Origin of the sequence: Modestobacter italicus (assembly GCF_000306785.1) — a bacterium.
In the GTDB taxonomy this organism is placed as follows: Bacteria; Actinomycetota; Actinomycetes; order Mycobacteriales; family Geodermatophilaceae; genus Modestobacter; species Modestobacter italicus.
On sequence record NC_017955.1, the window covers coordinates 5,104,338 to 5,128,817 of the forward strand.

At 74.5% G+C, this 24,480-nt stretch carries 24 protein-coding genes; 7 read left to right on the forward strand and 17 right to left on the reverse strand.

The window, feature by feature from the left end; all coding sequences use genetic code 11:
- Positions 1 to 20 precede the first annotated feature (20 nt).
- The 4 genes from MODMU_RS24290 to MODMU_RS24305 all read right to left on the reverse strand — a co-directional run bounded on the left by MODMU_RS24290 (position 21) and on the right by MODMU_RS24305 (position 4,272).
- Positions 21 to 1,298: a M23 family metallopeptidase gene (locus tag MODMU_RS24290; RefSeq protein WP_014743053.1), complete on the reverse strand. Its 1,278-nt coding sequence runs from the start codon at positions 1,296 to 1,298 to the stop codon at positions 21 to 23.
- Positions 1,299 to 1,392: 94 nt separating this feature from the next.
- Positions 1,393 to 2,187 carry an ATP-binding cassette domain-containing protein gene (locus MODMU_RS24295; RefSeq protein ID WP_014743054.1) on the reverse strand — a complete coding sequence of 265 codons (795 nt, stop codon included), beginning with the start codon at positions 2,185 to 2,187 and terminating at the stop codon, positions 1,393 to 1,395.
- Positions 2,184 to 3,242 (reverse strand): ABC transporter permease, encoded by a 1,059-nt coding sequence (locus MODMU_RS24300; RefSeq protein WP_083869927.1) that lies wholly within the window; start codon positions 3,240 to 3,242, stop codon positions 2,184 to 2,186. Before MODMU_RS24300 ends, MODMU_RS24295 begins: the two co-directional genes overlap by 4 nt.
- Positions 3,243 to 3,258: 16 nt before the next feature.
- Complete coding sequence (locus tag MODMU_RS24305; protein ID WP_014743056.1) at positions 3,259 to 4,272, reverse strand: sugar ABC transporter substrate-binding protein; 1,014 nt, start codon at positions 4,270 to 4,272, stop codon at positions 3,259 to 3,261.
- A gap of 265 nt (positions 4,273 to 4,537) precedes the next feature.
- Between MODMU_RS24305 and MODMU_RS24310 the strand changes: the two genes are divergently transcribed.
- Positions 4,538 to 5,593, forward strand: a complete 1,056-nt coding sequence (locus MODMU_RS24310) for a Leu/Phe/Val dehydrogenase (protein WP_041795595.1) — start codon at positions 4,538 to 4,540, stop codon at positions 5,591 to 5,593.
- A gap of 188 nt (positions 5,594 to 5,781) precedes the next feature.
- Positions 5,782 to 5,997, forward strand: coding sequence for a DUF3073 domain-containing protein (locus MODMU_RS27980; RefSeq protein WP_014743058.1), 216 nt, complete (start codon positions 5,782 to 5,784; stop codon positions 5,995 to 5,997).
- Between the two features lie 120 nt (positions 5,998 to 6,117).
- On the opposite strand, the gene purM is transcribed toward MODMU_RS27980, so the two are convergent.
- The 4 genes from purM to MODMU_RS24330 form a co-directional block, all read right to left on the reverse strand.
- Positions 6,118 to 7,170, reverse strand: a complete 1,053-nt coding sequence (gene purM / locus MODMU_RS24315) for a phosphoribosylformylglycinamidine cyclo-ligase (protein ID WP_014743059.1) — start codon at positions 7,168 to 7,170, stop codon at positions 6,118 to 6,120.
- Positions 7,167 to 8,726 (reverse strand): amidophosphoribosyltransferase, encoded by a 1,560-nt coding sequence (gene purF, locus MODMU_RS24320; protein WP_014743060.1) that lies wholly within the window; start codon positions 8,724 to 8,726, stop codon positions 7,167 to 7,169. Before purF ends, purM begins: the two co-directional genes overlap by 4 nt.
- A gap of 73 nt (positions 8,727 to 8,799) precedes the next feature.
- Positions 8,800 to 9,408: an MBL fold metallo-hydrolase gene (locus tag MODMU_RS24325; RefSeq protein ID WP_014743061.1), complete on the reverse strand. Its 609-nt coding sequence runs from the start codon at positions 9,406 to 9,408 to the stop codon at positions 8,800 to 8,802.
- On the reverse strand, positions 9,405 to 10,496 hold the full coding sequence (locus MODMU_RS24330) for an S-(hydroxymethyl)mycothiol dehydrogenase (protein ID WP_014743062.1): 1,092 nt from the start codon (positions 10,494 to 10,496) through the stop codon (positions 9,405 to 9,407). The genes MODMU_RS24325 and MODMU_RS24330 overlap by 4 nt, the downstream gene beginning before the upstream one ends.
- A 223-nt stretch (positions 10,497 to 10,719) precedes the next feature.
- On the opposite strand from MODMU_RS24330, the gene MODMU_RS24335 reads away from it, so the two are divergent.
- Complete coding sequence (locus MODMU_RS24335) at positions 10,720 to 12,129, forward strand: L-lactate MFS transporter (RefSeq protein ID WP_014743063.1); 1,410 nt, start codon at positions 10,720 to 10,722, stop codon at positions 12,127 to 12,129.
- A complete protein-coding gene (locus MODMU_RS28795) occupies positions 12,126 to 12,293 on the forward strand; it encodes an MFS transporter small subunit (RefSeq protein WP_014743064.1) in 168 nt (55 codons plus the stop codon). Before MODMU_RS24335 ends, MODMU_RS28795 begins: the two co-directional genes overlap by 4 nt.
- A 120-nt stretch (positions 12,294 to 12,413) precedes the next feature.
- Here MODMU_RS28795 and MODMU_RS24340 read toward each other — a convergent pair whose 3' ends face one another.
- Genes MODMU_RS24340 through purS form a run of 4 tightly spaced genes read right to left on the reverse strand, consistent with a single transcriptional unit; the run spans position 12,414 to position 16,047 of the window.
- Entirely contained in the window at positions 12,414 to 12,800 is a 387-nt protein-coding gene (locus MODMU_RS24340; RefSeq protein WP_014743065.1) for a sterol carrier family protein, read from the reverse strand.
- Positions 12,800 to 15,127 (reverse strand): phosphoribosylformylglycinamidine synthase subunit PurL, encoded by a 2,328-nt coding sequence (gene purL / locus MODMU_RS24345; protein WP_014743066.1) that lies wholly within the window; start codon positions 15,125 to 15,127, stop codon positions 12,800 to 12,802. The genes MODMU_RS24340 and purL overlap by 1 nt, the downstream gene beginning before the upstream one ends.
- Positions 15,124 to 15,798 carry a phosphoribosylformylglycinamidine synthase subunit PurQ gene (gene purQ, locus MODMU_RS24350; protein WP_014743067.1) on the reverse strand — a complete coding sequence of 225 codons (675 nt, stop codon included), beginning with the start codon at positions 15,796 to 15,798 and terminating at the stop codon, positions 15,124 to 15,126. Before purQ ends, purL begins: the two co-directional genes overlap by 4 nt.
- Before the next feature lie 9 nt (positions 15,799 to 15,807).
- A complete protein-coding gene (gene purS / locus MODMU_RS24355) occupies positions 15,808 to 16,047 on the reverse strand; it encodes a phosphoribosylformylglycinamidine synthase subunit PurS (RefSeq protein WP_014743068.1) in 240 nt (79 codons plus the stop codon).
- A 140-nt stretch (positions 16,048 to 16,187) separates the two neighbouring features.
- Here purS and MODMU_RS24360 point away from each other — a divergent pair, with 140 nt between their 5' ends.
- A complete protein-coding gene (locus MODMU_RS24360) occupies positions 16,188 to 16,832 on the forward strand; it encodes a PilZ domain-containing protein (protein ID WP_083869929.1) in 645 nt (214 codons plus the stop codon).
- A 12-nt stretch (positions 16,833 to 16,844) separates the two neighbouring features.
- Here MODMU_RS24360 and MODMU_RS24365 read toward each other — a convergent pair whose 3' ends face one another.
- Positions 16,845 to 17,705 (reverse strand): phosphoribosylaminoimidazolesuccinocarboxamide synthase, encoded by an 861-nt coding sequence (locus MODMU_RS24365; protein ID WP_014743070.1) that lies wholly within the window; start codon positions 17,703 to 17,705, stop codon positions 16,845 to 16,847.
- Entirely contained in the window at positions 17,702 to 19,009 is a 1,308-nt protein-coding gene (gene purB / locus MODMU_RS24370; protein ID WP_014743071.1) for an adenylosuccinate lyase, read from the reverse strand. Before purB ends, MODMU_RS24365 begins: the two co-directional genes overlap by 4 nt.
- A 93-nt stretch (positions 19,010 to 19,102) precedes the next feature.
- On the opposite strand from purB, the gene MODMU_RS24375 reads away from it, so the two are divergent.
- On the forward strand, positions 19,103 to 20,530 hold the full coding sequence (locus MODMU_RS24375) for an AI-2E family transporter (RefSeq protein WP_041795597.1): 1,428 nt from the start codon (positions 19,103 to 19,105) through the stop codon (positions 20,528 to 20,530).
- A gap of 22 nt (positions 20,531 to 20,552) precedes the next feature.
- On the opposite strand, the gene MODMU_RS24380 is transcribed toward MODMU_RS24375, so the two are convergent.
- Positions 20,553 to 21,452, reverse strand: a complete 900-nt coding sequence (locus MODMU_RS24380) for an NAD-dependent epimerase/dehydratase family protein (protein ID WP_014743073.1) — start codon at positions 21,450 to 21,452, stop codon at positions 20,553 to 20,555.
- A gap of 82 nt (positions 21,453 to 21,534) precedes the next feature.
- On the opposite strand from MODMU_RS24380, the gene MODMU_RS24385 reads away from it, so the two are divergent.
- Entirely contained in the window at positions 21,535 to 22,107 is a 573-nt protein-coding gene (locus MODMU_RS24385) for a TetR/AcrR family transcriptional regulator (RefSeq protein ID WP_014743074.1), read from the forward strand.
- 28 nt (positions 22,108 to 22,135) lie between these two features.
- Here the strand turns inward: MODMU_RS24385 and purD are convergent, their stop codons facing one another.
- A complete protein-coding gene (gene purD, locus MODMU_RS24390) occupies positions 22,136 to 23,389 on the reverse strand; it encodes a phosphoribosylamine--glycine ligase (protein ID WP_014743075.1) in 1,254 nt (417 codons plus the stop codon).
- Positions 23,390 to 23,403: 14 nt separating this feature from the next.
- Positions 23,404 to 24,423: a ribosome small subunit-dependent GTPase A gene (gene rsgA, locus MODMU_RS24395; RefSeq protein WP_166503598.1), complete on the reverse strand. Its 1,020-nt coding sequence runs from the start codon at positions 24,421 to 24,423 to the stop codon at positions 23,404 to 23,406.
- Positions 24,424 to 24,480 lie beyond the last annotated feature (57 nt).

The window sequence follows — 24,480 nt, forward strand, 5'->3', positions numbered from 1 at the left end:
TCCGTCAGCGGGCCGGGTGCTCAGCAGCCGCGGATGGTGATGCCGCGCGCCGCCAGCCACGGCACCGGGTCGACCTGACCGCCGTACATGGCCCCGCTGGGGTGCACCTCGAAGTGCAGGTGCGGGCCGGTCGACTGCCCGCGGTTGCCCACCTCGGCGATCTGCTGACCGGCCGCGACCCGCTCGCCGGCGGCGACGAAGTAGCGGTTGATGTGCCCGTAGACCGTCACCGCACCGTCGTCGCCCCGGAGGTAGACGGCGTACCCGAAGCCGGTCGCAGTGCCGGCGCGCTGCACCACCCCGGAGGTGGCGGCGTAGATCGGCGTCCCGATCGGGGCGGCGATGTCCACGCCGTAGTGGGTGACCCCCCAGCGGGCGCCGAAGCAGCTGCTGGTCCGGCCGGTGGCCGGCCGGACGTACCCGGCGCCGCCCTCGTCGGCGGCGGAGTCGGCGACCGCCTGCGCGCGGGCCCGCTCCTCGGCCTCTCGGGCGGCGGCCTCCTCGGCCGCCTTCTGCGCGGCCCACGCCTGGTAGGCGTCGCGGGCGCCCTGCAGCTCCAGCAGGCGCACCTGGGCCGCCTGCAGCTGCTGCTCCAGCGCGGTCTTCTGGGCGGCGGCGTCGGCGACCGCGGTCTCCTGGGCGGCGAGCTGCGCCTCGGCCTCGGCCTTGGCCGCCTGCGCGGCCGCCTCGGCCGCCGCCTTCTGGTCCCGGGCCGACCGGGCGGCGGCGTCCGCGGCGGCCTGCTGCACCCGCGCCGCCTCCAGGCCGCCGAGCACGTCGACCTGGTGGTCGGCGACGTAGTCCAGCGTCGCCGCCTTGCGCACCAGCTCGGCCGGCCCGTCGACGTCCAGCAGCGCCATCTCGCTGGTGAGCGTCGTCCCGTTCATGTACGTGTTCCGGGAGAAGTCGGTCAGCCGGGCCTGGGCCGCGGCCACCGCGTCGGCGGCCGCCTGCAGGTCCTGCGCCGTCCGCTCGGCGGTGGCCTCGGCCGCCTGCCGCGCCTCCTCGGCGAGCAGGTAGGCCGTGCCCGCCGCCTCGGCCTGGACCTGCACCTGCTCCAGCCGGGCCTCGGCGGCGGCGACCAGCCCGGCGATCCGGCCGACCTCGGCCGCGGCGGCGTCCTGCGCGACCCGGGCGTCCTGCAGCTGCTCGTCCGTGGGGTTCTCCGGGTCGGCCGAGGCCACGCCACCGCCGGTCAGGACCACCGCGCCGGCCAGCAGGGCGGCCAGCGCGCCGGCGCGCAGCCGGGACGTGCGCCGGACCGGCGCCGGGGCAGCGCGCAGCGATCGCTGCGACATGGGGTCTCCTGGGGAAGAGGAACCGAGCCCGAACAGGGTCGCATCTACCCCACGGGTCACAAAACCAACACGCGTTGCGAGCGGCAGATCACCCTCAGCGACCGGCGGGGCGCTCCAGCTCCTCGGCCAGCTCGGTGAGCTCGTCGCCGCCGGCCATCATCCCGGTCAGCTCCTCGCGGGACAGCTCCCCCTTGGCGAAGTCGCCCATGCTGCGGCCGCGGTTGAGCAGCAGGAAGCGGTCGCCGACCGGGTGGGCGTGGTGCGGGTTGTGGGTGATGAAGACGACGCCGAGGCCGCGGTCGCGCGCCTGCGCGATGTAGCGCAGCACCACCCCCGCCTGCTTGACCCCCAGCGCGGAGGTCGGCTCGTCGAGGATCAGCACCCGGGCGCCGAAGTGGACCGCCCGCGCGATGGCCACCGACTGCCGCTCCCCGCCGGACAGCGTGCCCACCGGCTGGTCGGGGTCCCGGATGTCGATCCCCATCGCGGCGAGCTCCCGGCGGGTGACCTCCTTGGCGGTCGCGCTGTCGAACCGGCGGAACGGGCCCCAGCCGGTGGTCGGCTCCGAGCCGAGGAAGAAGTTCCGCCAGATCGCCATCAGCGGGATCATCGCCAGGTCCTGGTAGACGGTGGCGATCCCGGCGTCCAGAGCCTCGCGCGGCGCCCCGAAGGCCACCGGCTGCCCGTCCAGCAGCAGCTCACCGCGGGTGGGCCGGTGCACGCCGGACAGCACCTTGATCAGCGTCGACTTGCCCGCGCCGTTGTCGCCGAGCACGCAGGTGACCTGACCGGCCCGCACCGTGGTGGAGATGCCGTCCAGCGCGATGACCGAGCCGAAGTCCTTGCCGATCCCGCGCAGTTCCAGCAGCGGCGCGCCCGCCTCGCTCATCGCCGGGCCGCCTCGGCGTACCGCCGCACGAGGCGGTTGGACAGCACCGCGAGCAGCAGCATCGCCCCCAGGAAGAAGTAGAACCAGTCGGCATCCCAGTTCAGGTAGACGATCCCCTGCTGGGTCATGCCGAACACCAGCGCGCCGAGCGCCGCGCCGATCGCGGAGCCGAACCCGCCGGTGAGCAGGCAGCCGCCGATCACCGCCGCGACGATGTAGATCAGCTCCTGCCCGGTGCCGGTGTTGGCCTGCACCGAGGTCAGCCGGACGGCGGTGATCGAGCCGACCAGCCAGGCCGCGGCCGCGGTGGTCATGAAGAGCGTGATCGTCGTCCGGGCGGCGGGGACGCCGACGTTGCGGCTGGCCACCTCGTCACCGCCGGTGGCGAACACCCAGTTGCCGAACCGGGTCCGCAGCAGCACCCAGCTGGCCACCGCGGTGGCCAGCAGCCACCACAGGATGGCGATCCGGAACTCCTGGCCGAACAGGGTGACCCGGGAGGCGAGCACCAGCTGCGCGGAGTGGAAGCCCGGCGCCTCGGCGATCCCCCGGACGATCACCGTGCCGGTGAACAGCTTGGTCAGCCCCAGGTTGAGGCCCTGCAGCATCAGGAACGTGCCCAGCGTGATGATGAAGCTGGGCAGCCCGGTCCGGGTGACCAGCCAGCCGTTCGCGAAGCCGATGGCCAGCGCCAGCACCAGCGACGCGGCGATGGCGACCCAGATGTTCTGGTCCAGCTCGGTCGCCACGATCCCGACGGTCAGCGCCGTGGTGCCGGTCATGACCCCGGCGGACAGGTCGAAGTGCCCACCGATCATCAGCAGCGCGACGGCCACCGCCATGATCCCCAGCGTCGAGGCGACGTCCAGCCAGTTCGCCACCCCGCTCAGCGAGCGGAAGACGCTGGACTGGACCGAGAAGAACGCCAGGATGACGACGGCGCCGATCAGCGAGCCCAGCTCGGGCTTGACCAGCAGCCGGCGCCACAGCCCGACGGCGGCGACGCGCTCGTCGGCGCGCGCCGGCCGCACCGGCGCCTGCTGGGTGGCACTCACGTCTGCTCCGACCGGCTCAGCGGGTGCCGGCGGAGGCGAGGTCGGCGATCGCGTCGACGTTGGCGGAGTCCACGATGCCCGGGCCGGTGAGCACCGGCTGCCCACCGCCGACGGTGTTCAGGTTCTGCGCGTACAGCTTCAGCATCACGATCGGCAGGTAGCCCTGCTCGTACTGCTGCTGGTCGACGGCGAAGGCGACCGAGCCGTCCTGGATCGCGGCGATCACGTCGCCGTTGAGGTCGAAGGTGGCGATCTCGGCCTGCGAGCCGGCGTCGGAGGCGGCCGCGGCGGCCACCGAGGCGACGGCCGAGTTGAGCGTCAGGACGCCGTCGATCGACGGGTCGCTCTGCAGCTGCGAGGTGATCGTCGACTGCGCCGCCTGCAGGTCGTTGATGTCGACCTGCAGCAGCTTGACGTCGCTGCCCAGCCCCTGCGAGGCGCCGGCGCAGCGCTGCTCCAGGCCGATGTTGCCGGCCTCGTGCACCACGCAGAGCACGTTCTTCGCGCCATCTTGGGCCAGCCGCTGACCGGCGCCCTGCCCGGCGATCGTCTCGTCCTGGCCGACGTGGCCGATGGCCCCGAACTCGGCCGACCGGTCGGCGCCGGAGTTGATGGTGACCACCGGGATGCCCGCGGACACCGCGGCCTCGACCGAGTCCTGCAGCGCGTCGGGGTTGGCCATCGAGACCACGATCCCGTCGACGTCCTGGTTCACCGCGGCCTGGATGAGCTGCGACTGCCGCTGCGGGTCGCCGTCGCTCTGGTAGTCCACGCCGACGCCGAGGTCCTCCCCGGCGGCCTCGGCACCCTTCTGCACGACGTCCCAGAAGGCGTCCCCGGCCGAGCCGTGGGTGATGACGGCGAAGCTCAGGTCGCCGTCCCCGGCGGCGGCGCTGCTGCCGCTGCCGGAGGTGGAGCCGCTGCCGGAGCCGCCGGTGTCGTCGGTGGAGCAGGCGCTCACCAGCAGCGGGGCTGCCAGGGCGAGCGCCAGCAGCCGGGTGCGTCGGGCCATCGTGTGCCAGTCCTTCACGGTCTTCGCTCCTGTGTCGCGGCGCAGCGCTGCCCCGCCGGTCTCCCCCCGCGGGCGGCCCTGCTCGCCGTCCGCCCTGGGAGTGTGCGGCACCGGAGTGCTCCGGCGCCCGTCCTCAGCCCCTGATCATGCCTGGCGGGAGGCTGCAGACCCGCACGCGGCTCCCGTCCGAGACCAGCTCGTTGCCGGAGGGAGGACCGCCGGGCACCCCCGCGCCGCCGCCCCGGGCCCGATCCGGCCGCCTAGGCTGCCGGGCGTGGACGTGATGGCCTCCGGGCACGAACAGGTCGTCTTCTGCGCCGACCCCGAGTCGGGGCTGCGGGCGGTGATCGCCGTCTACTCGACGGCACTGGGCCCCGCCCTCGGCGGCACCCGCTTCTTCCCCTACGCCTCCGAGGACGCCGCGGTCGCCGACGCGCTCGCGCTCTCGAAGGCGATGGCCTACAAGAACAGCCTCGCCGGGCTCGACCTCGGTGGCGGCAAGGCGGTGATCATCGGCGACCCGCGCACCGACAAGACCGAGGCGCTGCTGCGCGCGTACGGCCGGTTCGTCGAGGCGCTCGGCGGCCGGTACCTGACCGCCTGCGACGTCGGCACCTACAACGCCGACCTCGACGTGGTGGCCCGGGAGACGCGCTTCGCCCACGGCCGGTCCGAGGTCTACGGCGGCTGCGGCGACTCCTCGGTGCTCACCGCCTTCGGCGTCTTCCAGGGGATGCGCGCGGCGGCCGAGCACCGCTGGGGCAAGCCCACGCTCAGCGGCCGCACGGTCGCCGTCGCCGGGGTGGGCAAGGTCGGCTCGCACCTGGTCGACCTGCTGGTGACCGACGGCGCGGACGTCGTCGTCACCGACGTCGACCCCGCCGCCGTCGACCGGCTGCTGGCCCGGCACCCCTCGGCGCGCGCGGTGGCCGACACCGCCACGCTGGTGCGCACCCCGCACGACGTCTACGCCCCGTGCGCGCTGGGGGGTGCGCTCGACGACGAGACCGTCGCCGTCCTGCCCGCCGAGGTCGTCTGCGGCGGCGCGAACAACCAGCTCGCCCACGAGGGCACCGCGCAGCTGCTCGAGGACCGCGGCATCCTCTACGCCCCCGACTACCTGGTGAACGCCGGCGGGGTCATCCAGGTCGAGGACGAGCGGCACGGCTTCTCCTTCGCCCGGGCCGAGGCGAAGGCCACCACGATCTTCGACGTCGCGCTGCGGGTCTTCGACGCCGCGCGGACCGAGGGCGTCTCCCCCGCCGTCGCCGCCGACCGGCTCGCCGAGGAGCGGATGCGCTCGGTGGGCCGGCTGGCCACCATCCGGCTGCCGCGCTGAGGCCCCTCCCAGGTGAGATCCAGGTCACCCGGGACCTCCGGACGAGGGGGCTCGGGGACGCGATGCGTGCCCGTGTCCCATCCGTGTCGTAAGCTCGCTCAAGGACACAGTCACTCAGTCGGGGTCGCCACACGGGCCGTCCAGCCCAGTGCTGGACGACCCGCACTCCGTCACGAGGGGGTCGAGCCATGGGGCGCGGCCGAGCGAAGGCCAAGCAGACACGCGTGGCCCGTGAGCTCAAGTACAGCTCACCCAACACCGACCTCACGGCCCTTCAGCGTGAGCTCGCAGGTCAACCGTCGTCCTTCCCCAGCCGGGGACCCAAGGACGACGACGACGACGAACCGTTGGCCGGTAGTTGGTCACCGGACGACGAGGACGACGACTGGGCTGCCAGCCGTTGACCTGTTGAGCCCTCCGGCTCAGCACTCGTTCCGCGACGACACCGCTGCTCCTCACCGGGCAGCGGTGTCGTCGTGCTGCCCGGTGTCCGGACGACCTCGCCGTCGAGCGGGGTCGTCCCGTCAGCGGTAGGTGCCGACCAGGCGGGCCGAGGGCTCCCCGTCGGCGGCGCCCACCGTGCCGGCGACCCAGGACGGGACGCCGCGCTCGGTGAGCAGCGCGACGGCGCGGTCGGCCTGCTCGGGGGCGACCGCGGCCACCATGCCGACGCCGCAGTTGAAGGCGCGCTCGGACTCGGTCCGCGGCACCCCGTGCTCCTCCAGCAGCCGCACGGCCGCCGGGAGCGCCCAGGTGCTGCGGTCCAGCACGGCCTCCAGCCCCGCCGGCACGACCCGCACCGTGTTGCCGGCCAGCCCGCCGCCGGTGATGTGCGCGAAGGCGTGCACCGACCCGACGCCCAGCTCCTCGACCAGCGCCAGGCAGTCCCGGGCGTAGATCCGGGTCGGCTCGAGCAGCTCGTCGCCCAGTGGGCGGTCCAGGCCGGCGGGGATGGCCGCGAGGTCCAGTCCGGCGCGGTCGACGACCCGGCGCACCAGCGAGTAGCCGTTGGAGTGGAAGCCCGAGGACGCCATGGCGATCACCACGTCGCCCGCGCGGACCCGCTCCGGGCCGAGGACGGCGTCGGCCTCCACGACCCCCACCGCGGTGGCGGCCAGGTCGTAGTCGTCGGCACCCATCAGGTCACCGTGCTCGGCGGTCTCGCCGCCGACCAGGGCGGCGCCGGCCTGCGTGCACCCGGTGGCGATCCCGGTGACGATGGCGGCGATCCGCTCGGGCACCACCCGCCCGCAGGCGACGTAGTCCTGCAGGAACAGCGGCTCCGCGCCGCAGGCCACCAGGTCGTCGACGACCATGGCCACCAGGTCGATGCCGACGGTGTCGTGCCGGTCCAGCGCCCGGGCCAGCGCGATCTTCGTGCCGACGCCGTCGGTGGAGGAGGCCAGCAGCGGCGCCCGGTACCGGGCGACGTCCAGCCGGAAGAGCCCGGCGAAGCCGCCCAGGCCGCCCACGACCTCCGGGCGGTTGGTCTTCTCCACCGCGGCCCGCATCAGCGCGACGGCGCGCTCGCCGGCGTCGATGTCGACCCCGGCCGCCGCGTAGGTGAAGTCGGTCACGGGCGGGCCAGTGCGTCCGCCGCGCCTCCCGGCACCGTGGCGGTGCCGGCCTGCTGGCCGGTCCAGCCGGTGACCGCGACCTGCTCGTCGCCGATCGCCCGGCGTCCGATGCCCTCGAGCACGTGCTTGCCCAGCACCTCGGGCTCGCCCAGCGGGATCGGGTACTGCCCGGAGAAGCACGCGGTGCACAGCCGGTTCGCGGGCTGCTCGGTCGCGGCGATCATGCCCTGCTCGGAGACGTAGCCCAGCGAGTCGGCGTTGATCGAGGCGCGCACGCCGTCGATGTCCAGGCCGTTGGCGATCAGCTCCGCGCGGCTGGCGAAGTCGATGCCGTAGAAGCACGGCCACTTCACCGGCGGCGAGGCGATCCGCACGTGCACCTCGACCGCGCCGGCCTCGCGCAGCATCCGGATCAGCGCCCGCTGGGTGTTGCCGCGCACGATCGAGTCGTCGACGACGACCAGCCGCTTGCCGCGGATGACGTCGCGCAGCGGGTTGAGCTTGAGCCGGATCCCCAGCTGCCGGATCGTCTGGCTGGGCTGGATGAAGGTGCGCCCCACGTAGGAGTTCTTGACCAGGCCCAGGCCGTAGGGGATGCCCGAGGCCTCGGCGTAGCCGACCGCGGCCGGGGTGCCGGACTCCGGCACCGGGATGACCAGGTCGGCCTCGACCGCGTGCTCCTTGGCCAGCCGGCGGCCGATCTCCACCCGGGCGGCGTGCACGGTGCGGCCGGAGATCGTGGTGTCCGGCCGGGCCAGGTACACGTACTCGAAGACGCAGCCCTTGGGCTCGGCCGCGGCGAAGTGCTGGCTGCGCAGCCCGTCCTCGTCGATCGCGATGAGCTCCCCGGGCTCGACCTCGCGGACGTAGGAGGCGCCGCAGATGTCCAGCGCGGCGGTCTCGCTGGCGATCACCCAGCCGCGCTCCAGCCGGCCGAGCACCAGCGGGCGGACGCCCTGCGGGTCGCGCGCGGCGTACAGGGTGTGCTCGTCCATGAAGGTCAGGCTGAAGGCGCCGCGCAGCCGCGGCAGCACCTCCATGGCGGCGGCCTCGACCGACATGTCGGGCTTGGCGGCGATCAGCGAGGTGATCAGGTCGGAGTCGGTGGTGGCGGCGAAGGCACCGGCCACGCCCTCGTCGGCGGCCGCGCTGGCCAGCTCCGCGGTGTTCACCAGGTTGCCGTTGTGGCACAGCGCGAGGCCGGTGCCGGCCCCCGTGGTGCGGAACGTCGGCTGGGCGTTCTCCCAGGTGGAGGCGCCGGTCGTGGAGTACCGCGTGTGGCCGACCGCGATGTGGCCGCGCAGGCTGCCCAGCGTCGCCTCGTCGAAGACCTGGCTGACCAGGCCGAGGTCCTTGTAGACCACGACGGAGGAGCCGTCGGACACCGCGATGCCGGCCGCCTCCTGCCCGCGGTGCTGGAGCGCGTACAGGCCGAAGTAGGTCAGCTTCGAGACCTCTTCACCCGGCGCCCAGACACCGAAGACGCCGCAGGCGTCCTGGGGACCAGGGGACTGGGGATCGAGGTCGTGCGTCAGCCGTCCATCACCGCGAGGCACGCCCCTACCCTACCGGCGCGGCGCGACCCGACCGTGCTTCCCGGCCGAGATCACAGCCGGGGAGCGCGTCGGATCAGGAGATGTTGCCGGCCTCGGCACCGATGGTGGTGTCGTCGCCGTGCCCGGTGCGCACCACCGTGCCCGCCGGCAGCGACATCAGCCGGCCGGTGATCGACGACAGGATCGTCGGCTTGTCGCTGTACAAGCGGCCGGTCGCGCCGGGGCCGCCGCAGAACAGCGTGTCGCCGGTGAACACCGTGGCCAGGTCCGGCGCGTACAGGCAGGTGCTGCCCGGCGAGTGGCCCGGGGTGTGCAGCGCCTGCAGCGTCGTCCCGGCCACCGCGAACCGGGTGCCGTCGGCGATCTCGGCGTCCGGGGAGGAGTTCGGGTGGACGACGTCCCACAGCATCCGGTCGGCCGGGTGGAACGAGATCGGCGCGTCCACGGCGTCGCGGAGGGCGACCGCGGCGGTGATGTGGTCGTTGTGCCCGTGGGTGAGCACGATGCCGGCGACCCGGCGGCCGGCGATCGCCTCGACGATCGGCTCCGCCCGGTGCGGGGCGTCGATCACCAGCACCTCGTCGTCGTCCCCGACCAGCCAGACGTTGTTGTCGACGTCGAAGTCCTGGCCGTCGAGGCTGAAGACGCCGCTGATGACCACCTTCTCGATGCGGGCGCTCACTTGTCGAACACCACGACCGACCGCAGCACCTCGCCGTCGTGCATCTTCTGGAAGGCCTGCTCGACGGCGTCCAGCGGGATCGTCTCGGAGACGAACGCGTCGAGGTCGAAGCGGCCCTGCAGGTACAGGTCGATGAGCATCGGGAAGTCCCGGCTGGGCAGGCAGTCGCCGTACCAGGAGGACTTGAGCGCACCGCCGCGGCCGAAGACCTCGATCATCGGCAGGGTGACCTCCATGGTCGGGTTCGGCACCCCGACCAGGACGACGGTGCCCGCGAGGTCACGGGAGTAGAACGCCTGCTCGTAGACCGCCGGGTGGCCGACCGCGTCGATGGCGACGTCGACGCCGAAGCCGCCGGTCAGCCCCTTGATCGCCTCGACCGGGTCGGTCTCCTTCGAGTTGACCGTGTGGGTGGCGCCCATGCCCCTGGCCCACTCCAGCTTCCGGTCGTCGATGTCGACGGCGATGATCGTCGTCGCGCCGGCCAGCTTCGAGCCGGCGATCGCCGCGTCACCGACACCGCCGCAGCCGAACACGGCGACGGAGTTGCCGCGGGTGACCCCGCCGGTGTTGATCGCCGCGCCCACGCCGGCCATGACGCCGCAGCCGAGCAGCCCGGCGGCGGTCGGCGGGGCCGCCGGGTCGACCTTGGTGCACTGCCCGGAGTGGACCAGCGTCTTCTCCACGAACGCGCCGATGCCCAGCGCCGGGGAGAGCTCGGTGCCGTCGGCCAGCGTCATCTTCTGCGCCGCGTTGTGGGTGTTGAAGCAGTACCAGGGCTTGCCGGCGGCGCAGGCCCGGCACTCGCCGCACACCGCCCGCCAGTTCAGGACGACGTAGTCGCCGACCGCCACGTTCGTGACGCCCTCGCCGACCGCGGATACGACACCGGCCGCCTCGTGCCCGAGCAGGAACGGGAACTCGTCGTTGATGCCGCCCTCGCGGTAGTGGAGGTCGGTGTGGCAGACCCCGCAGGCCTGCACGTCGACGACCGCCTCACCCGGCCCGGGGTCGGGGACGATGACCGTCTCGATCGTGACCGGAGCACCCTTGCTGAGGGCGACGACGCCCTTCACCTCGTACGGCATGCCCCCACCCTAGGGACGCCCGCGCGCGGCCGCTCACCCCTCCCGAGGTCGGTGCCGTGCAACGAATCGGTCTCGGAACCCCCCGGACGAGGGGTTCTCGGCCAGCAGGCTGCCCAGCGGCGACGTACGGTCCCCCCGGTCGCGCCTGGGCACACAACGGACTCCCAGGTGGCTCCTGGCCGCGTCCGACCGGACGCGTCCATCACGTCCTCGGAGGTCGTTCGTGGCAGTACCCAGCTTCCTGGCCCGGGAGCGCATCGTCGCGCGTCCCGGGTTCAACCGGTGGCTCATCCCGCCGGCGGCGCTCGCCGTGCACCTGTGCATCGGCCAGGCCTACGCCACCAGCGTCTACAAGACCGCGCTGGTCGCCGACTTCGACTCGAGCCTGACCGCGATCGGCATCGTCTTCTCGATCGCCATCGTCATGCTCGGCCTCTCGGCCGCACTCTTCGGGACGTGGGTGGACCGCAACGGCCCCCGCGCCGCGATGTTCACCGCCGCGTGCTTCTGGTCGGTCGGCTTCCTGGTCGGCTCGCTCGGCATCGCCACCGACCAGCTGTGGCTGCTCTACCTGGGCTACGGGGTCATCGGCGGCATCGGCCTGGGGATCGGCTACATCTCGCCGGTCTCCACGCTGATCAAGTGGTTCCCGGACCGCCCGGGCCTGGCCACCGGCATGGCGATCATGGGCTTCGGCGGCGGCGCGCTGATCGCCACCCCGCTGTCCCGCCAGCTCATGGGCCTCTACGACCCGGCCTACGACGGCACCGCCGCCACGGTCGCCAGCGGTGACGCGGTCGCCAAGCTGTTCCTGACCCTGGGCATCGTCTACCTGGTCTTCATGATGTTCGGCGCGTTCATCGTCCGGGTGCCCGCCGAGGGCTGGAAGCCCGCCGGCTTCGACCCCAGCACGGTGAAGGCCAAGGCCCTGGTGACCACGAGCAGCGTCTCCGCCGCCAACGCCATCAAGACGCCGCAGTTCTGGCTGCTGTGGATCGTGCTGTTCTGCAACGTGACCGCCGGCATCGGCATCCTCGAGCAGGCCAGCCCGATGATCCAGGACTTCTTCCGCGACGGGGACGCCTCCACCGTCGCCGTCACCGCCGCCGCCGGGTTCGTCGGCGTGCTGTCGCTGTTCAACATGGCCGGCCGGTTCGTCTGGTCCTCGACCTCGGACTTCATCGGCCGCAAGCCGATCTACATGGTCTACCTGGGCGTCGGCCTGGTGCTCTACGTGCTGCTGGCCACCGTCGGCAGCAGCGCCACCTGGCTGTTCGTGCTCCTCGCCGCGCTGATCATCAGCTTCTACGGCGGCGGGTTCGCCACCGCGCCGGCCTACCTGCGCGACCTGTTCGGCACCTACCAGGTCGGCGCCATCCACGGCCGGCTGCTGACCGCGTGGGCGGCGGCCGGTGTGGCCGGCCCGCTGATCGTCAACCGGGTGCTGGACACGCAGGGCACCCCGGGCGAGCTGGTCGCCGGCAACTACCGGCCGGCCCTGTTCATCATGGTCGGCCTGCTGGCGGTCGGCTTCGTCGCGAACCTGCTGATCAAGCCGGTGGCGGCCACGTGGCACGAGCCGAAGGCCGACGCCGTCTTCACCGACACGACCCCGGAAGGCGCCACCCGATGAGCAGCGCAGTGCACACCGACGGGCACGACGGCGGGCGGCAGCCCGCACCCGGCAGCACCACCACGCCGGTGGGCCTGATCGCCTTCGCCTGGACGCTCGTCGGCGTCCCGCTGGTGTACGGCCTCTACCAGACGGTCAAGACGGCCAGCTCGCTCTTCGGCTGACCCGCCCGACCGCACCAGCGCCCCCTCTGCCACCGGCAGAGGGGGCGCTGCGCGTTCCGGCAGTTGATCATCGGCAGGTGGCGGGCCCGTCAGGTGTGGCGGGCGACCGGATGCCGATGGTCACCGGCGCAGGGCGGCCAGCGGCAGGTAGGCGGAGAGGTCGGCGCGGTTGCCGCTGGCGACGACCTTGCCGTCGGCGACCGCGGCGGCCCAGCTGAGCTCGCCGAGGGCCATCCGCAGCCAGGTGGCGGCGTCGGTCTCCACCACGTTGGGCGGGGTGCCCCGGGTGTGCCGCGGCCCGGGCACGCACTGGACGGCGACGAACGGCGGCACCCGCAGCTCCACCGACCTGCCCGGCACCTGCTGGGACAGCCAGCGGGCCGAGGTCTTCACCGCCGCGCCCAGCGTGGCGCGCGGCGGCTGCTCGGCCTCCCCCGCCAGCCACCCGGCCGTCGGGGCCAGCGCCGCCCGCAGCTCCTCCGCGGAGATCGGCCGCGAGCCCGCCATCAGCTCGTCGGCACCGTGCCCGCGGGGACGGTGCCGACGGCGAGCTCCGGGCTGCCGAACAGCGCCGGCAGGGTCGCCGTCCACGCCGCGCGCAGCTCGGCAAGCGGCAGCTCGACCAGCCCCTCGACGGTGAGCGCGTCGCCGCCGGTCGTCCCGAGCTCGGTGACCGGCACGCCGGCCGCCGCCGCCGCGGCACGCACCCCGTCGGCGTCTGCGGTGGTGACGACGGCGCGCGCCCCGGACTCGGCGAACAGCGCCGCGGTGGGGTCGCCCGCCACCCGCAGCTGCGCACCCACGCCGTACCGCAGCGCCGACTCGGTGAGCGCCTGGGCCAGCCCGCCGTCGGCGAGGTCGTGCGCCGAGCTGACCCCGCCCTCGGCGGCCAGCCCGACCATCAGCTCGGCCAGCGCCTGCTCCGCGGCGAGGTCGAGCACCGGCGGCAGCCCGCCGAGGTGGCCGTGCACGACGCCGGCCCAGGCCGACCCGCCGAACTCCGGGCGGGTCTCGCCGAGCAGCAGCACCGTCTCGCCCTCGGCCCGCCAGCCCGAGGGAAGCCGGCGGGTGACGTCGGCGTGCACGCCGAGCACGCCGATGACCGGGGTCGGGTTGATCGCCGTCTCGCCGGTCTGGTTGTAGAGGCTGACGTTGCCGCCGGTGACCGGCAGCCCCAGCGCCCGGCAGCCGTCGGCCAGGCCGCGGACCGCCTCGGCGAACTGCCACATGACCTCGGGCTCCTCCGGGGAGCCGAAGTTGAGGCAGTTGGTGACCGCCAGCGGCCGGGCGCCGGAGACTGCGACGTTGCGGTAGGCCTCGGCCAGGTTGAGCTGGGTGCCGGTGTAGGGGTCCAGCCGGGCGAAGCGGGCGTTGCCGTCCAGCGCCAGCGCGATGCCGCGGTTGCTCTGCTCGTCGATCCGCAGCACCCCGGCGTCCTCGGGCTGGGCGAGGACGGTGTTGCCCCGCACGTAGCGGTCGTACTGCTCGGTGACCCAGGTCTTGTCCGCGCCGTCCGGGCTGGAGACGACCGCGAGCCAGTCGGCCCGCAGGTCGGCCGAGGACGACGGCGGGGCGTCGGCCTGCAGCGCGTCGAGGTCGGCCGGGCGGCTCATCGGCCGCTCGTAGACCGGGCCCTCCAGGGCGACGGTGCGCGGCGGGACGTCGACGATCCGCTCGCCGTGCCAGTCGATGGTGAGCCGGTCGCCGTCGGTGACCTCACCGATGACGGTGGCCAGCACGTCCCACTTGGCGCAGACGGCCAGGAACTCGGCGACCTTGCCCGGCTCGACGATCGCGCACATCCGCTCCTGCGACTCGCTCATCAGGATCTCGGCGGGGGTGAGCGTGGAGTCGCGCAGCGGGACGGCGTCCAGGTCGATCGTCATGCCGCCGGAGCCGGCGGCGGCGAGCTCGCTGGTGGCGCAGGAGATGCCGGCGCCGCCGAGGTCCTGGATCCCGGTGACCAGGTCGGCGGCGAAGATCTCCAGGCAGGCCTCGATCAGCAGCTTCTCGGTGAACGGGTCGCCGACCTGCACGGCCGGCCGCTTCGCCGGGCCCTCGCTGTCGAACGTCTCCGACGCCAGCACGCTGACCCCGCCGATGCCGTCGCCGCCGGTGCGCGCACCGAACAGCACGACCTTGTTGCCGGCGCCCTCGGCCTTGGCCAGCCGGACGTCGGAGTGCTTCATCACGCCCACGCACAGCGCGTTGACCAGCGGGTTGCCGGCGTAGCAGTCGTCGAACAGCAGCTCGCCGCCGATGTTGGGCAGGCCCAGGCAGTTGCCGTAGCCGCCGACGCCGGCGACCACGCCGGGCAGCACCCGGGCGGTGTCGGGGGCGTCGGCCGCGCCGAAGCGCAGCGAGTCCATGACGGCGACCGGGCGGGCGCCCATGGTGAGGATGTCCCGGACGATGCCGCCGACCCCGGTGGCCGCGCCCTGGTAGGGCTCGACGTAGCTGGGGTGGTTGTGCGACTCGACCTTGAAGGTGACCGCCCAGCCCTCGCCGACGTCGACGACGCCGGCGTTCTCGCCCATGCCGACCAGCAGCGCGTCGCTCTTCGGCAGGTCACCGAACCGGCGCAGGTGCACCCGGGAGGACTTGTAGGAGCAGTGCTCGCTCCACATCACCGAGTACATCGCCAGCTCGGCGGTGGTGGGCCGGCGGCCGAGGATCTCGCGGATCCGGGCGTACTCGTCGTCCTTGAGGCCGAGCTCGGCGAAGGGCTGCTGCTCGCCGGGCGTCGTCCCGGCGCGCTCGACGGTGTCGAGGTCCGGCATCGCCCGGACGGCGGCGTCGGCCGGGCCGTCGGCCGGGTGCTCCACGGTGGTCACGCGGCGCACACCAGGGCGCTCAGCACGCTGGTGAAGAAGCCGAGGCCGTCGGTGCTGGGGCCGGTGAGGTCCTCGACCGCGTGCTCCGGGTGCGGCATCAGCCCGACGACCCGGCCGTCGGCGCTGCTGACCCCGGCGATGTCGCGGGAGCTGCCGTTGGGGTTGCCGCCGACGTAGCGGACGACGACCCGCCCCTCCCCCTCCAGCCGGTCGAGGTCGGCGTCGGTGGCGACGTACCGGCCCTCGCCGTTCTTCACCGGGACGACGATCGTCTGGCCCGGCGTGTAGGACGAGGTCCACGCGGTGTCGGCGCGCTCGACGAGCAGCCCCTGGTCGCGGTTGCGGAAGTGCAGGTGGCTGTTGCGGGTGAGCGCCCCGGGCAGCAGCCCGGCCTCGCACAGCACCTGGAAGCCGTTGCAGATGCCGAGCACCGGCAGGCCGGTGCGGGCCGCGGCCACGACGTCGGCCATCAGCGGCGAGCGGGCGGCGATGGCGCCGGCGCGCAGGTAGTCGCCGTAGGAGAACCCGCCGGGCAGGACGACGGCGTCGACGCCCTGCAGGTCGTGGTCGCCGTGCCAGAGGGGGACCGGGTCCGCGCCGGCGAGCCGGACCGCACGCGCGGCGTCGACGTCGTCCAGGGAGCCCGGGAAGGTGATGACACCGATGCGCAAGTCAGGTCCTCAGTCGGTGGGGAGGTGCAGCTCGACGTCTTCGATGACGGGGTTGGCCAGCAGGGTCTCGGCGATCTGCCGCAGCTCCGCCTCGTCGGGCTCGCCCTCGACGTCGAGGACGAAGTGCTTGCCCTGCCGGACGCTGCGGACGCCGGCGTGACCCAGCCGGCCCAGGGCGCCGAGCACCGCCTGCCCCTGGGGATCGGAGATCTCTGGCTTCAGGACGACGTCGACGACCACCACTGGCACGGGGACGAGGGTACCGGCACGGCGATCGGCCCCCTCCGCTCGACCGCCGGCGCTGGCTCAAGGCGGGCGGGCCGGGTGCCGATGGAGGGACGGCGGTGGCGTCGGCGCACCCCGTGCGGACCCACCCGAGGAGGCAGCGCATGACCAGGACAGGAGTGCCCGGGACCGACCACCCCGAGGAGCGCACCGTCGTCGACGTGCTCGTCGGCGGGAGCGACAGCCCGCTGCTCAGCTGGGTGGAGCGGGTGGAGGACGGCGACATCGTGGTGACGGTCGGGCAGGACCGGTCGCAGCGCCGGGTCCGGGTGGCCGACGGCGACCCGCTGGAGCTCGTCTGGCGGGCCGCGTCGGAGCTGCGGTCGCTGCCGGCCCGGCTGGTCGCGACCGAGGCGGCGAGCGGCGGCGAGGTGTGCTGGCGGGTGCGGCCGACCGGCCCGGCCGCCCGCGGGCAGCGCCGCTCCGCCGTCCGGGCGCCGCTGTCCCTGGGCGTCTCGGCCGAGGCCGGGCGGCTCCGCGGGACGACCGTGGACATCAGCGAGGCCGGCTTCCGCGGGGTGCTCGACGGCCCGGCGGGACCGCGGGTCGGCGACGTCCTCGACGTGGTCGTCGACCTCGGGCCCGGGCGGCTGGTGGCGACGGTCGCGGTGACCCGCCGGCACCCGCGCGCGGACGGCCGGCACGAGGTGTCCGCCCGCTTCGTCGAGCTCCCCGAGCGCGCCCAGGACCAGGTCCGGGCCCGGGTGTTCGCCGGCCTGCGCGACCTCCGCCGGCGGGGCCTGCTCTGAGCGCTCCGCCCGTCAGCGGAACGGCGTGCCGGTGAGCTGCTCGTAGGCCTTGACGTAGCGGTCCCGGGTGGCGGCGACGACGTCCTCGGGCAGCTCCGGCGGCGGGGACACCCGGTCCCAGCCGGAGACGGTCAGCCAGTCGCGGACGAACTGCTTGTCGTAGGAGGGCTGCGCGGCGCCCGGCGACCAGGTGGTGGCCGGCCAGAACCGCGAGGAGTCCGGGGTGAGGACCTCGTCGCCGAGCACGAGCGACCCCCCGGCCGTGCCGAACTCGAACTTGGTGTCGGCCAGCACGATGCCGGCGTCCTCGGCGATCTCGGCGCCCCGCCGGTACAGCGCGAGCGTCAGCGCGCGCAGCGCCTCGGCCTGCTCGGCGCCGACCGCGTCGACCACCCCGGTGAAGGGGATCGCCTCGTCGTGCTCCCCGACCGCGGCCTTGGTGGACGGGGTGAACACCGGTTCGGGCAGCCGCGACCCCTCGACCAGGCCGGCCGGCAGCGGGACGTCGACGATGGCCCCGGTGCGCTGGTACTCCACCGTGCCCGAGCCGGACAGATAGCCGCGGGCCACGCACTCGACCGGCAGCATCTCCAGCCGCCGGACCAGCACCGCCCGGCCGGCCACCTCGGCCGGGACGTCGTCGGCGCTGATCAGGTGGTGCGTCGCGCCGTGCTCGGCGAGCACCGGCGCGAGCTGCTCGAACCACCACACCGACAGCGCCGTGAGCACCCGCCCCTTGTCCGGGATCGGCGTGGGCAGCACGTGGTCGTAGGCGGAGATCCGGTCGCTGGCGACCAGCAGCAGCCGGTCGTCGTCGACGGCGTAGACGTCGCGGACCTTGCCCCGGGCCACGAGGTCGAACGGCAGGGTCATGACAGCGCGGCCAGCCGGTCGAACAGCGGGCCGAGGTTGGCCACGTAGCGCTCGGGCCGGCAGATGTCGTCCAGCCGCGCCTCGTCGAGCGCGACCCCGTCGGCGGCCGCCCGCTCGCGCAGCGTCTCCCGGAACGGCGTCCCGTCCTGCCAGGTGCGCATCGCCGCGGACTGCACCAGCGCGTAGGACTGCTCGCGCCCCAGCCCGGCCTCGACCAGCTCCAGCAGGACGGCGGAGGTGTAGATCAGCCCGCCGGTGGACTCCAGGTTGGCCCGCATCCGGTCGGCGTCCACGACCAGGTTCTCCACCAGCCCCGCGGTCAGGTCCAGCAGGTAGTCGGTGGTGATGGCCGCGTCGGGCAGGAAGACGCGCTCGGTGGACGAGTGCGAGATGTCCCGCTCGTGCCACAGCGGGATGCCCTCCATCACCGGCACGATCGCCGCGCGGACCACCCGGGCCAGGCCGGCGATCCGCTCGGAGCGGATCGGGTTCTTCTTGTGCGGCATCGCGGACGAACCCTTCTGGCCCGAGCCGAACGCCTCGGAGAGCTCCCGCACCTCGGTGCGCTGGCCGTGCCGCACCTCCAGCGCGACCGCCTCGCAGACGGTCGCGATGATCGCCAGCGCGGAGACCCACTCGCTGATCCCGTCGCGCAGCACCACCTGGGTCGAGGCGTCGGCGGCGCGCAGCTGCAGCGCCTCGGCGACGGTCACCTCGACGGAGGGGTCGATGAGCGAGTACGTGCCGACGGCGCCGGAGATGGCGACCACGCCGACCGCCTCGCGCGCGCGGCGCAGCCGGTCGCGGGAGCGGGCCGCGGCGAACGCCAGGTCGGCCACCCGGTGACCCCAGACGTCGGGCTCGGCGTGCACGCCGTGGGTGCGCCCCACCTTGATGGTGCCGCGGTGGGCCAGCCCGTGGTCGCGCAGCGCGGCGACCAGCCGGTCGGCCTTGGCCAGCAGGACGTCGGTGGCGTCGGTGAGCTGGACGGCGAGGGCGGTGTCCAGCAGGTCGGAGGAGGTCATGCCGTGGTGCACGTAGGCCGCCGCCGAGCGCGGCTCGGTGTTGTCGGCCCACGCGGTGAGGAAGGCGATGACGTCGTGCTGCGTCGTCTCCTCGATCTCCGCCACCCGCTCGGGGGTCGGCGGCGGCGCGTTGCGCACCGGCTCCACCACGTCGGCTGGCACCCGCCCGGCGGCCGCGTGCGCCTCGAGGACGAGTGTCTCCACCCGGCACCACAGCTCGTACTTGTGCTGGTCGCTCCAGACCCGGCCCATGTCGGGCAGGGTGTACCTGTCGATCATGCGGGTACCGCCTCGGACCGGTCAGTTCGTCGCGCCACGGCTCCATCCTCTCGCACAGCCCCGTGCGAGCTCCCATCAGCTCGGAGGACGACGATGCGGCTACGGCCCGGGCACCTGGTCGGGCGGGCACGGGAACGCATCCGGGTGGCCCGCGAGCACGACCCGCACGCCTGGCCCGAGGGCACCGTGCTGGTGATGGCCGACGGCACCCGCGCCGTCGTCGGGCACGTCGAGGAGCCGGGTGCCGCGGCGCCTGCGCCGGCCGGGGTTGCCGACGAGCACGCTCCCGGCAGCCCGCACCCCGACGCCCCGGACGTCGACGTCCCGGGCGGGGTCAGCGGTCCTCCCCCGCCCGGCGACCCGCCTCCCGCGCGGGGCCGGGACCGCAGCCGGGGCAGCCTGCTGGGCCCGGACTCCCCCCGGCCGGCCGAGCAGGACGTGCCCACCGGCCTGCGGGTGGCCGCCGCCTGGTCCTGGCGGGCGATCGCGGTCGTCGCCGCGCTCTACCTGCTGCTGCGGGCGGCGGGGTACCTCGCCGTGGTCATCGTGCCGGTGCTGGTGGCGCTGCTGCTGGCCGCGCTGCTCCAGCCCGGGGCGGCCTTCCTGCGGCACCGCGGCTGGCCGCGGTCGCTGTCGGCGCTGGCGATGCTGGTGGTCGGGCTGGGCGTCGTCGCGGGCATCGTCACCCTGGTTGTCGAGGAGTTCGCGGCCGGCTACGACGACCTGGCCTCCCAGGTCGAGGAGGGCGTCGCCCAGGTCCAGTCCTACGTGACCCGGACCTTCCCGATCAACGACGGCCAGATCAGCGACGCGATCGACAGCCTCACGAAGTCCGTCCGGGACAACCAGGGCCTGCTCACCTCCGGGGCGCTGAGCACCGCGGCCACCGTCGGGGAGGTCGCCACCGGCCTGCTGCTCACCCTGTTCACGCTGTTCTTCTTCCTGATGGACGGCCGGCACATCTGGCTGTGGATCGTCGGCCTGGCCCCGGCGAACTCGCAGGCCTACGTCGACGAGGCGGCCCGGCGCTCCTGGCGCACCCTGATCTCCTACGTCCGGGCCACCGTCGCGGTGGCCGTCTTCGACGCGGTGTTCATCGGCGTCGGTCTGCTGTTCCTCGGCACCCCGCTGGTGGTGCCGCTGGCGGCGCTGGTGTTCCTCGGCGCCTTCATCCCGATCATCGGGTCGTTCCTGGCCGGCACGGTGTCGGTGCTGGTCACCCTGGTCGCGGTGGGGCCGGTGCGGGCGCTGGTCGCGCTGGGCATCATCGTGCTGGTCATGCAGATCGAGGCGCACGTGCTGCAGCCGCTGCTGCTCGGCCGGGCGGTGTCGGTGCACCCGCTGGCCGTGGTGCTGGGCATCGCGGGCGGGCTGCTGATCGGCGGGATCTTCGGCGCGCTGATCGCCGTCCCGGTGATCGCCTGCGGCAACGTCGCCGGCACCTACCTGTCCCGCCGGCACGAGGGCCCACGGCCACCGCAGCCGGACACCCGCCGGGCCCGGCTGCTGCGCACGCAGTAGCCGGGGCCCGGCGGGGTGCGGGTCAGGCCCCCGGGTAGGCGCCGGCGGCGATGTCCGCCAGCAGGGTCGGGCCCGTCGGCGTCCAGCCGAGCAGGGCGCGGGTCGCCTCGCTCGACGCCCGCACGTCCATGCCGTAGAAGGTCCCGATGAACGGCCCGAGGCGGTCGACGGCCTCCTCGGGCGAGATGGACCGGACCGGCAGGTCCAGCGCCCGCCCGAGGGCCTCGGCGATCTCCCGGGTGGGCACGGCCTCCTCCGCCACCACGTGCAGCCGGGTACCGGCCGGCGCCTGCTCCAGCCCGAGCCGGACCAGCCGCGCGGCGTCGGACCGGTGGACGGCGGACCAGGCGTTGCTGCCCTCGCCGACGTAGGCTGAGACGCCGGCCCGGCGGGCGGCAGCGGCGATGAACGCGATGAACCCGTGGTCGCCCGCACCGTGCACCGTCGGGGCGAAGCGGGCGCTGACGGTGCGCACCCCGTGCGCCACCTGGTCCAGCGCCAGGTTCTCCGCACCTCCGCGCGCCGAGTCCGGCCCCACCGCCGGGTTCGGGTCGGACTCGAGCGCCGGGCGGCCCTCCGCCAGCCCGGCGACACCGGCGGCGAGCACCAGCGGGCGGTCGCTGCCGGCGAGGGCTGCGGTGAGCGTCTCGACGGCAGCCCGCTCCGCCCTGTTCGACACCGCCGGGTCGGCGAAGTCGTGCTTGTTGGCCAGGTGGACCACGCCCTCGGCCTCCTCCGCACCCCGGCGCAGCGCGGCCAGGTCGTCGAGATCGCCCCGCAGCACCTCCGCGCCGCTGGCCGCCAGCGCAGCGGCCGACGCCTCCGTGCGCGCCAGCCCGACGACCTCGTGCCCGGCCCCGAGCAGCTCCGGCACCACGGCCGACCCGATCCAGCCGCTGGCCCCCGTCACGAACACCCGCATGGCCTGCTCCCTCACGTCGATGACAGTTGCTGACGTCACGCTACGCCGCGATGTCAGCGGCTGTCATCCCTATGCTGAGGACATGCCCAGGTGGGAGTCCGGTGCGCGGGAACGGCTGCAGCAGGCCGCGCTGCCCCTCTTCCAGGAGCGCGGCTACGACGGCGTCACCGTGGCCGAGATCGCCGCGGCGGCCGGGCTGACCGAGCGGACGTTCTTCCGGCACTTCACCGACAAGCGCGAGGTGCTGTTCCAGGGGCAGGACCAGCTCGAGCGGTCCTTCCTCGACGGCGCGGCCGAGGCCTCCGGGGACGACGCGATGTCGCTGGCCCGGGCGGCGCTGGACCGGGCAGCCGGGTTCTTCCCCGACGACCGGCGCCCCTGGGCGCGGGCCCGGCAGACCGTGATCGACGCGAACCCCGCGCTGCAGGAGCGCGAGCTGCTCAAGCTGTCGGCCCTGGCCGCGGCGCTGACCCGCGCACTCGCCGCCCGGGGGATCGACCCGGTGACCGCAGCCCTGGCGGCCGAGAGCACGGTGACCGTCTTCCGCACGGCCTTCACCGCCTGGATCGCCGAGGAGGAGCCGCGCCCGTTCGCGGAGGTGCAGGCCGCGGTGCTGACCGGGCTGCACGCCCTGCTCGCCCCCGGCCGCGCCTGACCGGCGTCCCGGCTATTGGGCGGGTCGGTCAGCCGGTGATGCGGCCCTCGACGGCGGCCAGCGCGATGTCGGTCCGCCAGTGCGCCCCGGCCAGCCGGACGCCGGCGACCCGCTCGTAGGCGGCCTGCCGGGCGGCGGCGAGGTCGGGGCCGGCGGCGGTGACCGCCAGCACGCGGCCCCCGGCGGAGTGCACCAGCCCGTCCGGCCCGACGACGGTGCCCGCGTGCAGCACGCCCTCGGCGTCGGCCCCGGTGACCGGGTCGCCGAGGCGCGGGCGCTGCGGGTAGCCCGCCGCGGCGACCACGACGGTCACCGCGGCGCCGTCCCGCCAGCGCAGCGGCGGCTGCTCGGCCAGCGTGCCGGTGGCCGCGGCGTGCAGCAGCCCGGCCAGCGGGGTCTCCAGCAGCGGCAGCACGACCTCGGTCTCCGGGTCGCCGAAGCGGGCGTTGAACTCCACCACCCGGACGCCGGCCGAGGTCAGCGCCAGCCCGGCGTAGAGCAGCCCGCTGAACGGCTCGCCGCGGCGCGCCATCTCGTCCACCGTGGGCTGCAGGACGGTCGCCAGCACGGTGTCGACCAGGTCGGCCGGCGCCCAGGGCAGCGGGGCGTAGGCGCCCATCCCGCCGGTGTTCGGGCCCTCGTCGCCGTCGTCGCGCCGCTTGTGGTCCTGCGCGGGCAGCAGCGGCACCACCGTCGTCCCGTCGGTCACGGCGAACAGCGACACCTCCGGGCCGTCGAGGAACTCCTCGATCAGCACCGGGTGGCCGGTGTCGAGCACGGCGTGCCCGTGCGCGACCGCGGCCGCGCGGTCGGCGGTGACCAGCACGCCCTTGCCCGCCGCCAGGCCGTCGTCCTTCACCACGTAGGGCGGGCCCGCCTCGTCCAGCGCGGTCTCCAGCTCGGCCGGGCCGCCGACGGCCCAGAACCGCGCGGTCGGCACCCCGGCGGCGGTCATCACGTGCTTGGCGAAGGCCTTCGAGCCCTCCAGCTGCGCGGCCTGCTCCGAGGGGCCGAAGCAGGCGATCCCGGCGTCCCGGACGGCGTCGGCGGCACCGGCGACCAGCGGCAGCTCCGGGCCGATGACGACCAGGTCGGCGAGCCACTCGGTGGCCAGCGCCGCCACCGCGACCGGGTCGCCGACGTCCAGGGCGAACGGCTGGGCGATCACCGCGGTACCGGCGTTGCCGGGGGCGCAGGCCAGGGCCGTGACCGCGGGGTCGGACTGCAGAGCGACGCACAGGGCGTGCTCCCGGGCACCGGAGCCGATCACGAGGACGCGCACGGGCCGAACCTAGTTCACCGCCGGGGCCGGCCCGGCCGGGCCCGCAGCTCCCGGCTGAACGCCCGCACCCGGGCGTGCTCCTCCGCCCGCGCCCGCGCGTCGGCGCGCAGCTCCTGCCGGTGCGCCTCGGCCTGCAGCTTCCGCCAGGCGGTGAACCGGGAGGGGTCGAGCTCGCCGCGGTCGATCGCGGCGGACACCGCGCAGCCGGGCTCGGTGCGGTGCGCGCAGTCGCGGAACCGGCAGTCCTGCGCCCAGTCGGCGACGTCGGCGTAGGTGGTGTCCAGCCCGTCGGCCCCGGGCAGCGCCAGCTCGCGCATCCCCGGGGTGTCGATGAGCAGGCCCCCGCCGGGCAGCTGGTGCAGCTCGCGGGCGGTGGTCGTGTGCCGGCCGCGGCCGTCCTCCCGGATCCCGGCGGTCGCCGCGACCGGCCGGCCGGTCAGCGCGTTGACCAGGCTGGACTTGCCCACCCCGGAGGGCCCGACCATCGCGGCGGTGCACCCGGGGTGCACCCGGGCGCGCAGCTCCGCGAGGCCCGCCCCGCTGACGGCGCTGACCGCCAGCACGTCGACCCCGACGGCGTCCTCGGCGACGAGGGCCAGCGCGGCCGGGACGTCCGGGCACAGGTCGGCCTTGGTGAGGACGACGACCGGCGTGGCCCCGCTGGCCCAGGCCACGGCCAGGTAGCGCTCGATGCGGCGCAGCCGGGCGGCTCCGCCCAGGGCGTCGACCACCAGGACGACGTCGACGTTGGCCGCGACCACCTGCGGCGCCGACCCGCGGCCGGCGGCGGTGCGGACGAACGCCGTCCGGCGGGGCAGCACGCGGACCGCCAGCTCCCCGCGCACCGCGACCCAGTCGCCGACCGCCACGCCCGACCCGTCGTGCAGGCCGCCGCCCGGGTGGACCCGTTGCTCGCCGGCGGCGGCGAGCACGGTGAGCAGGCCGCGGTCGACCCTCAGAACGCGGGCGACCTGCGTGCCGTCGGGGGGTTCCGGCGCGTCGTCCCCGACACACCCGGGAGCTGCGAGATGCATCACACCGGAGATGGTGGACCGCAGGTGAGGCGGCCGTCCTCTCATTTGTCCACTGTG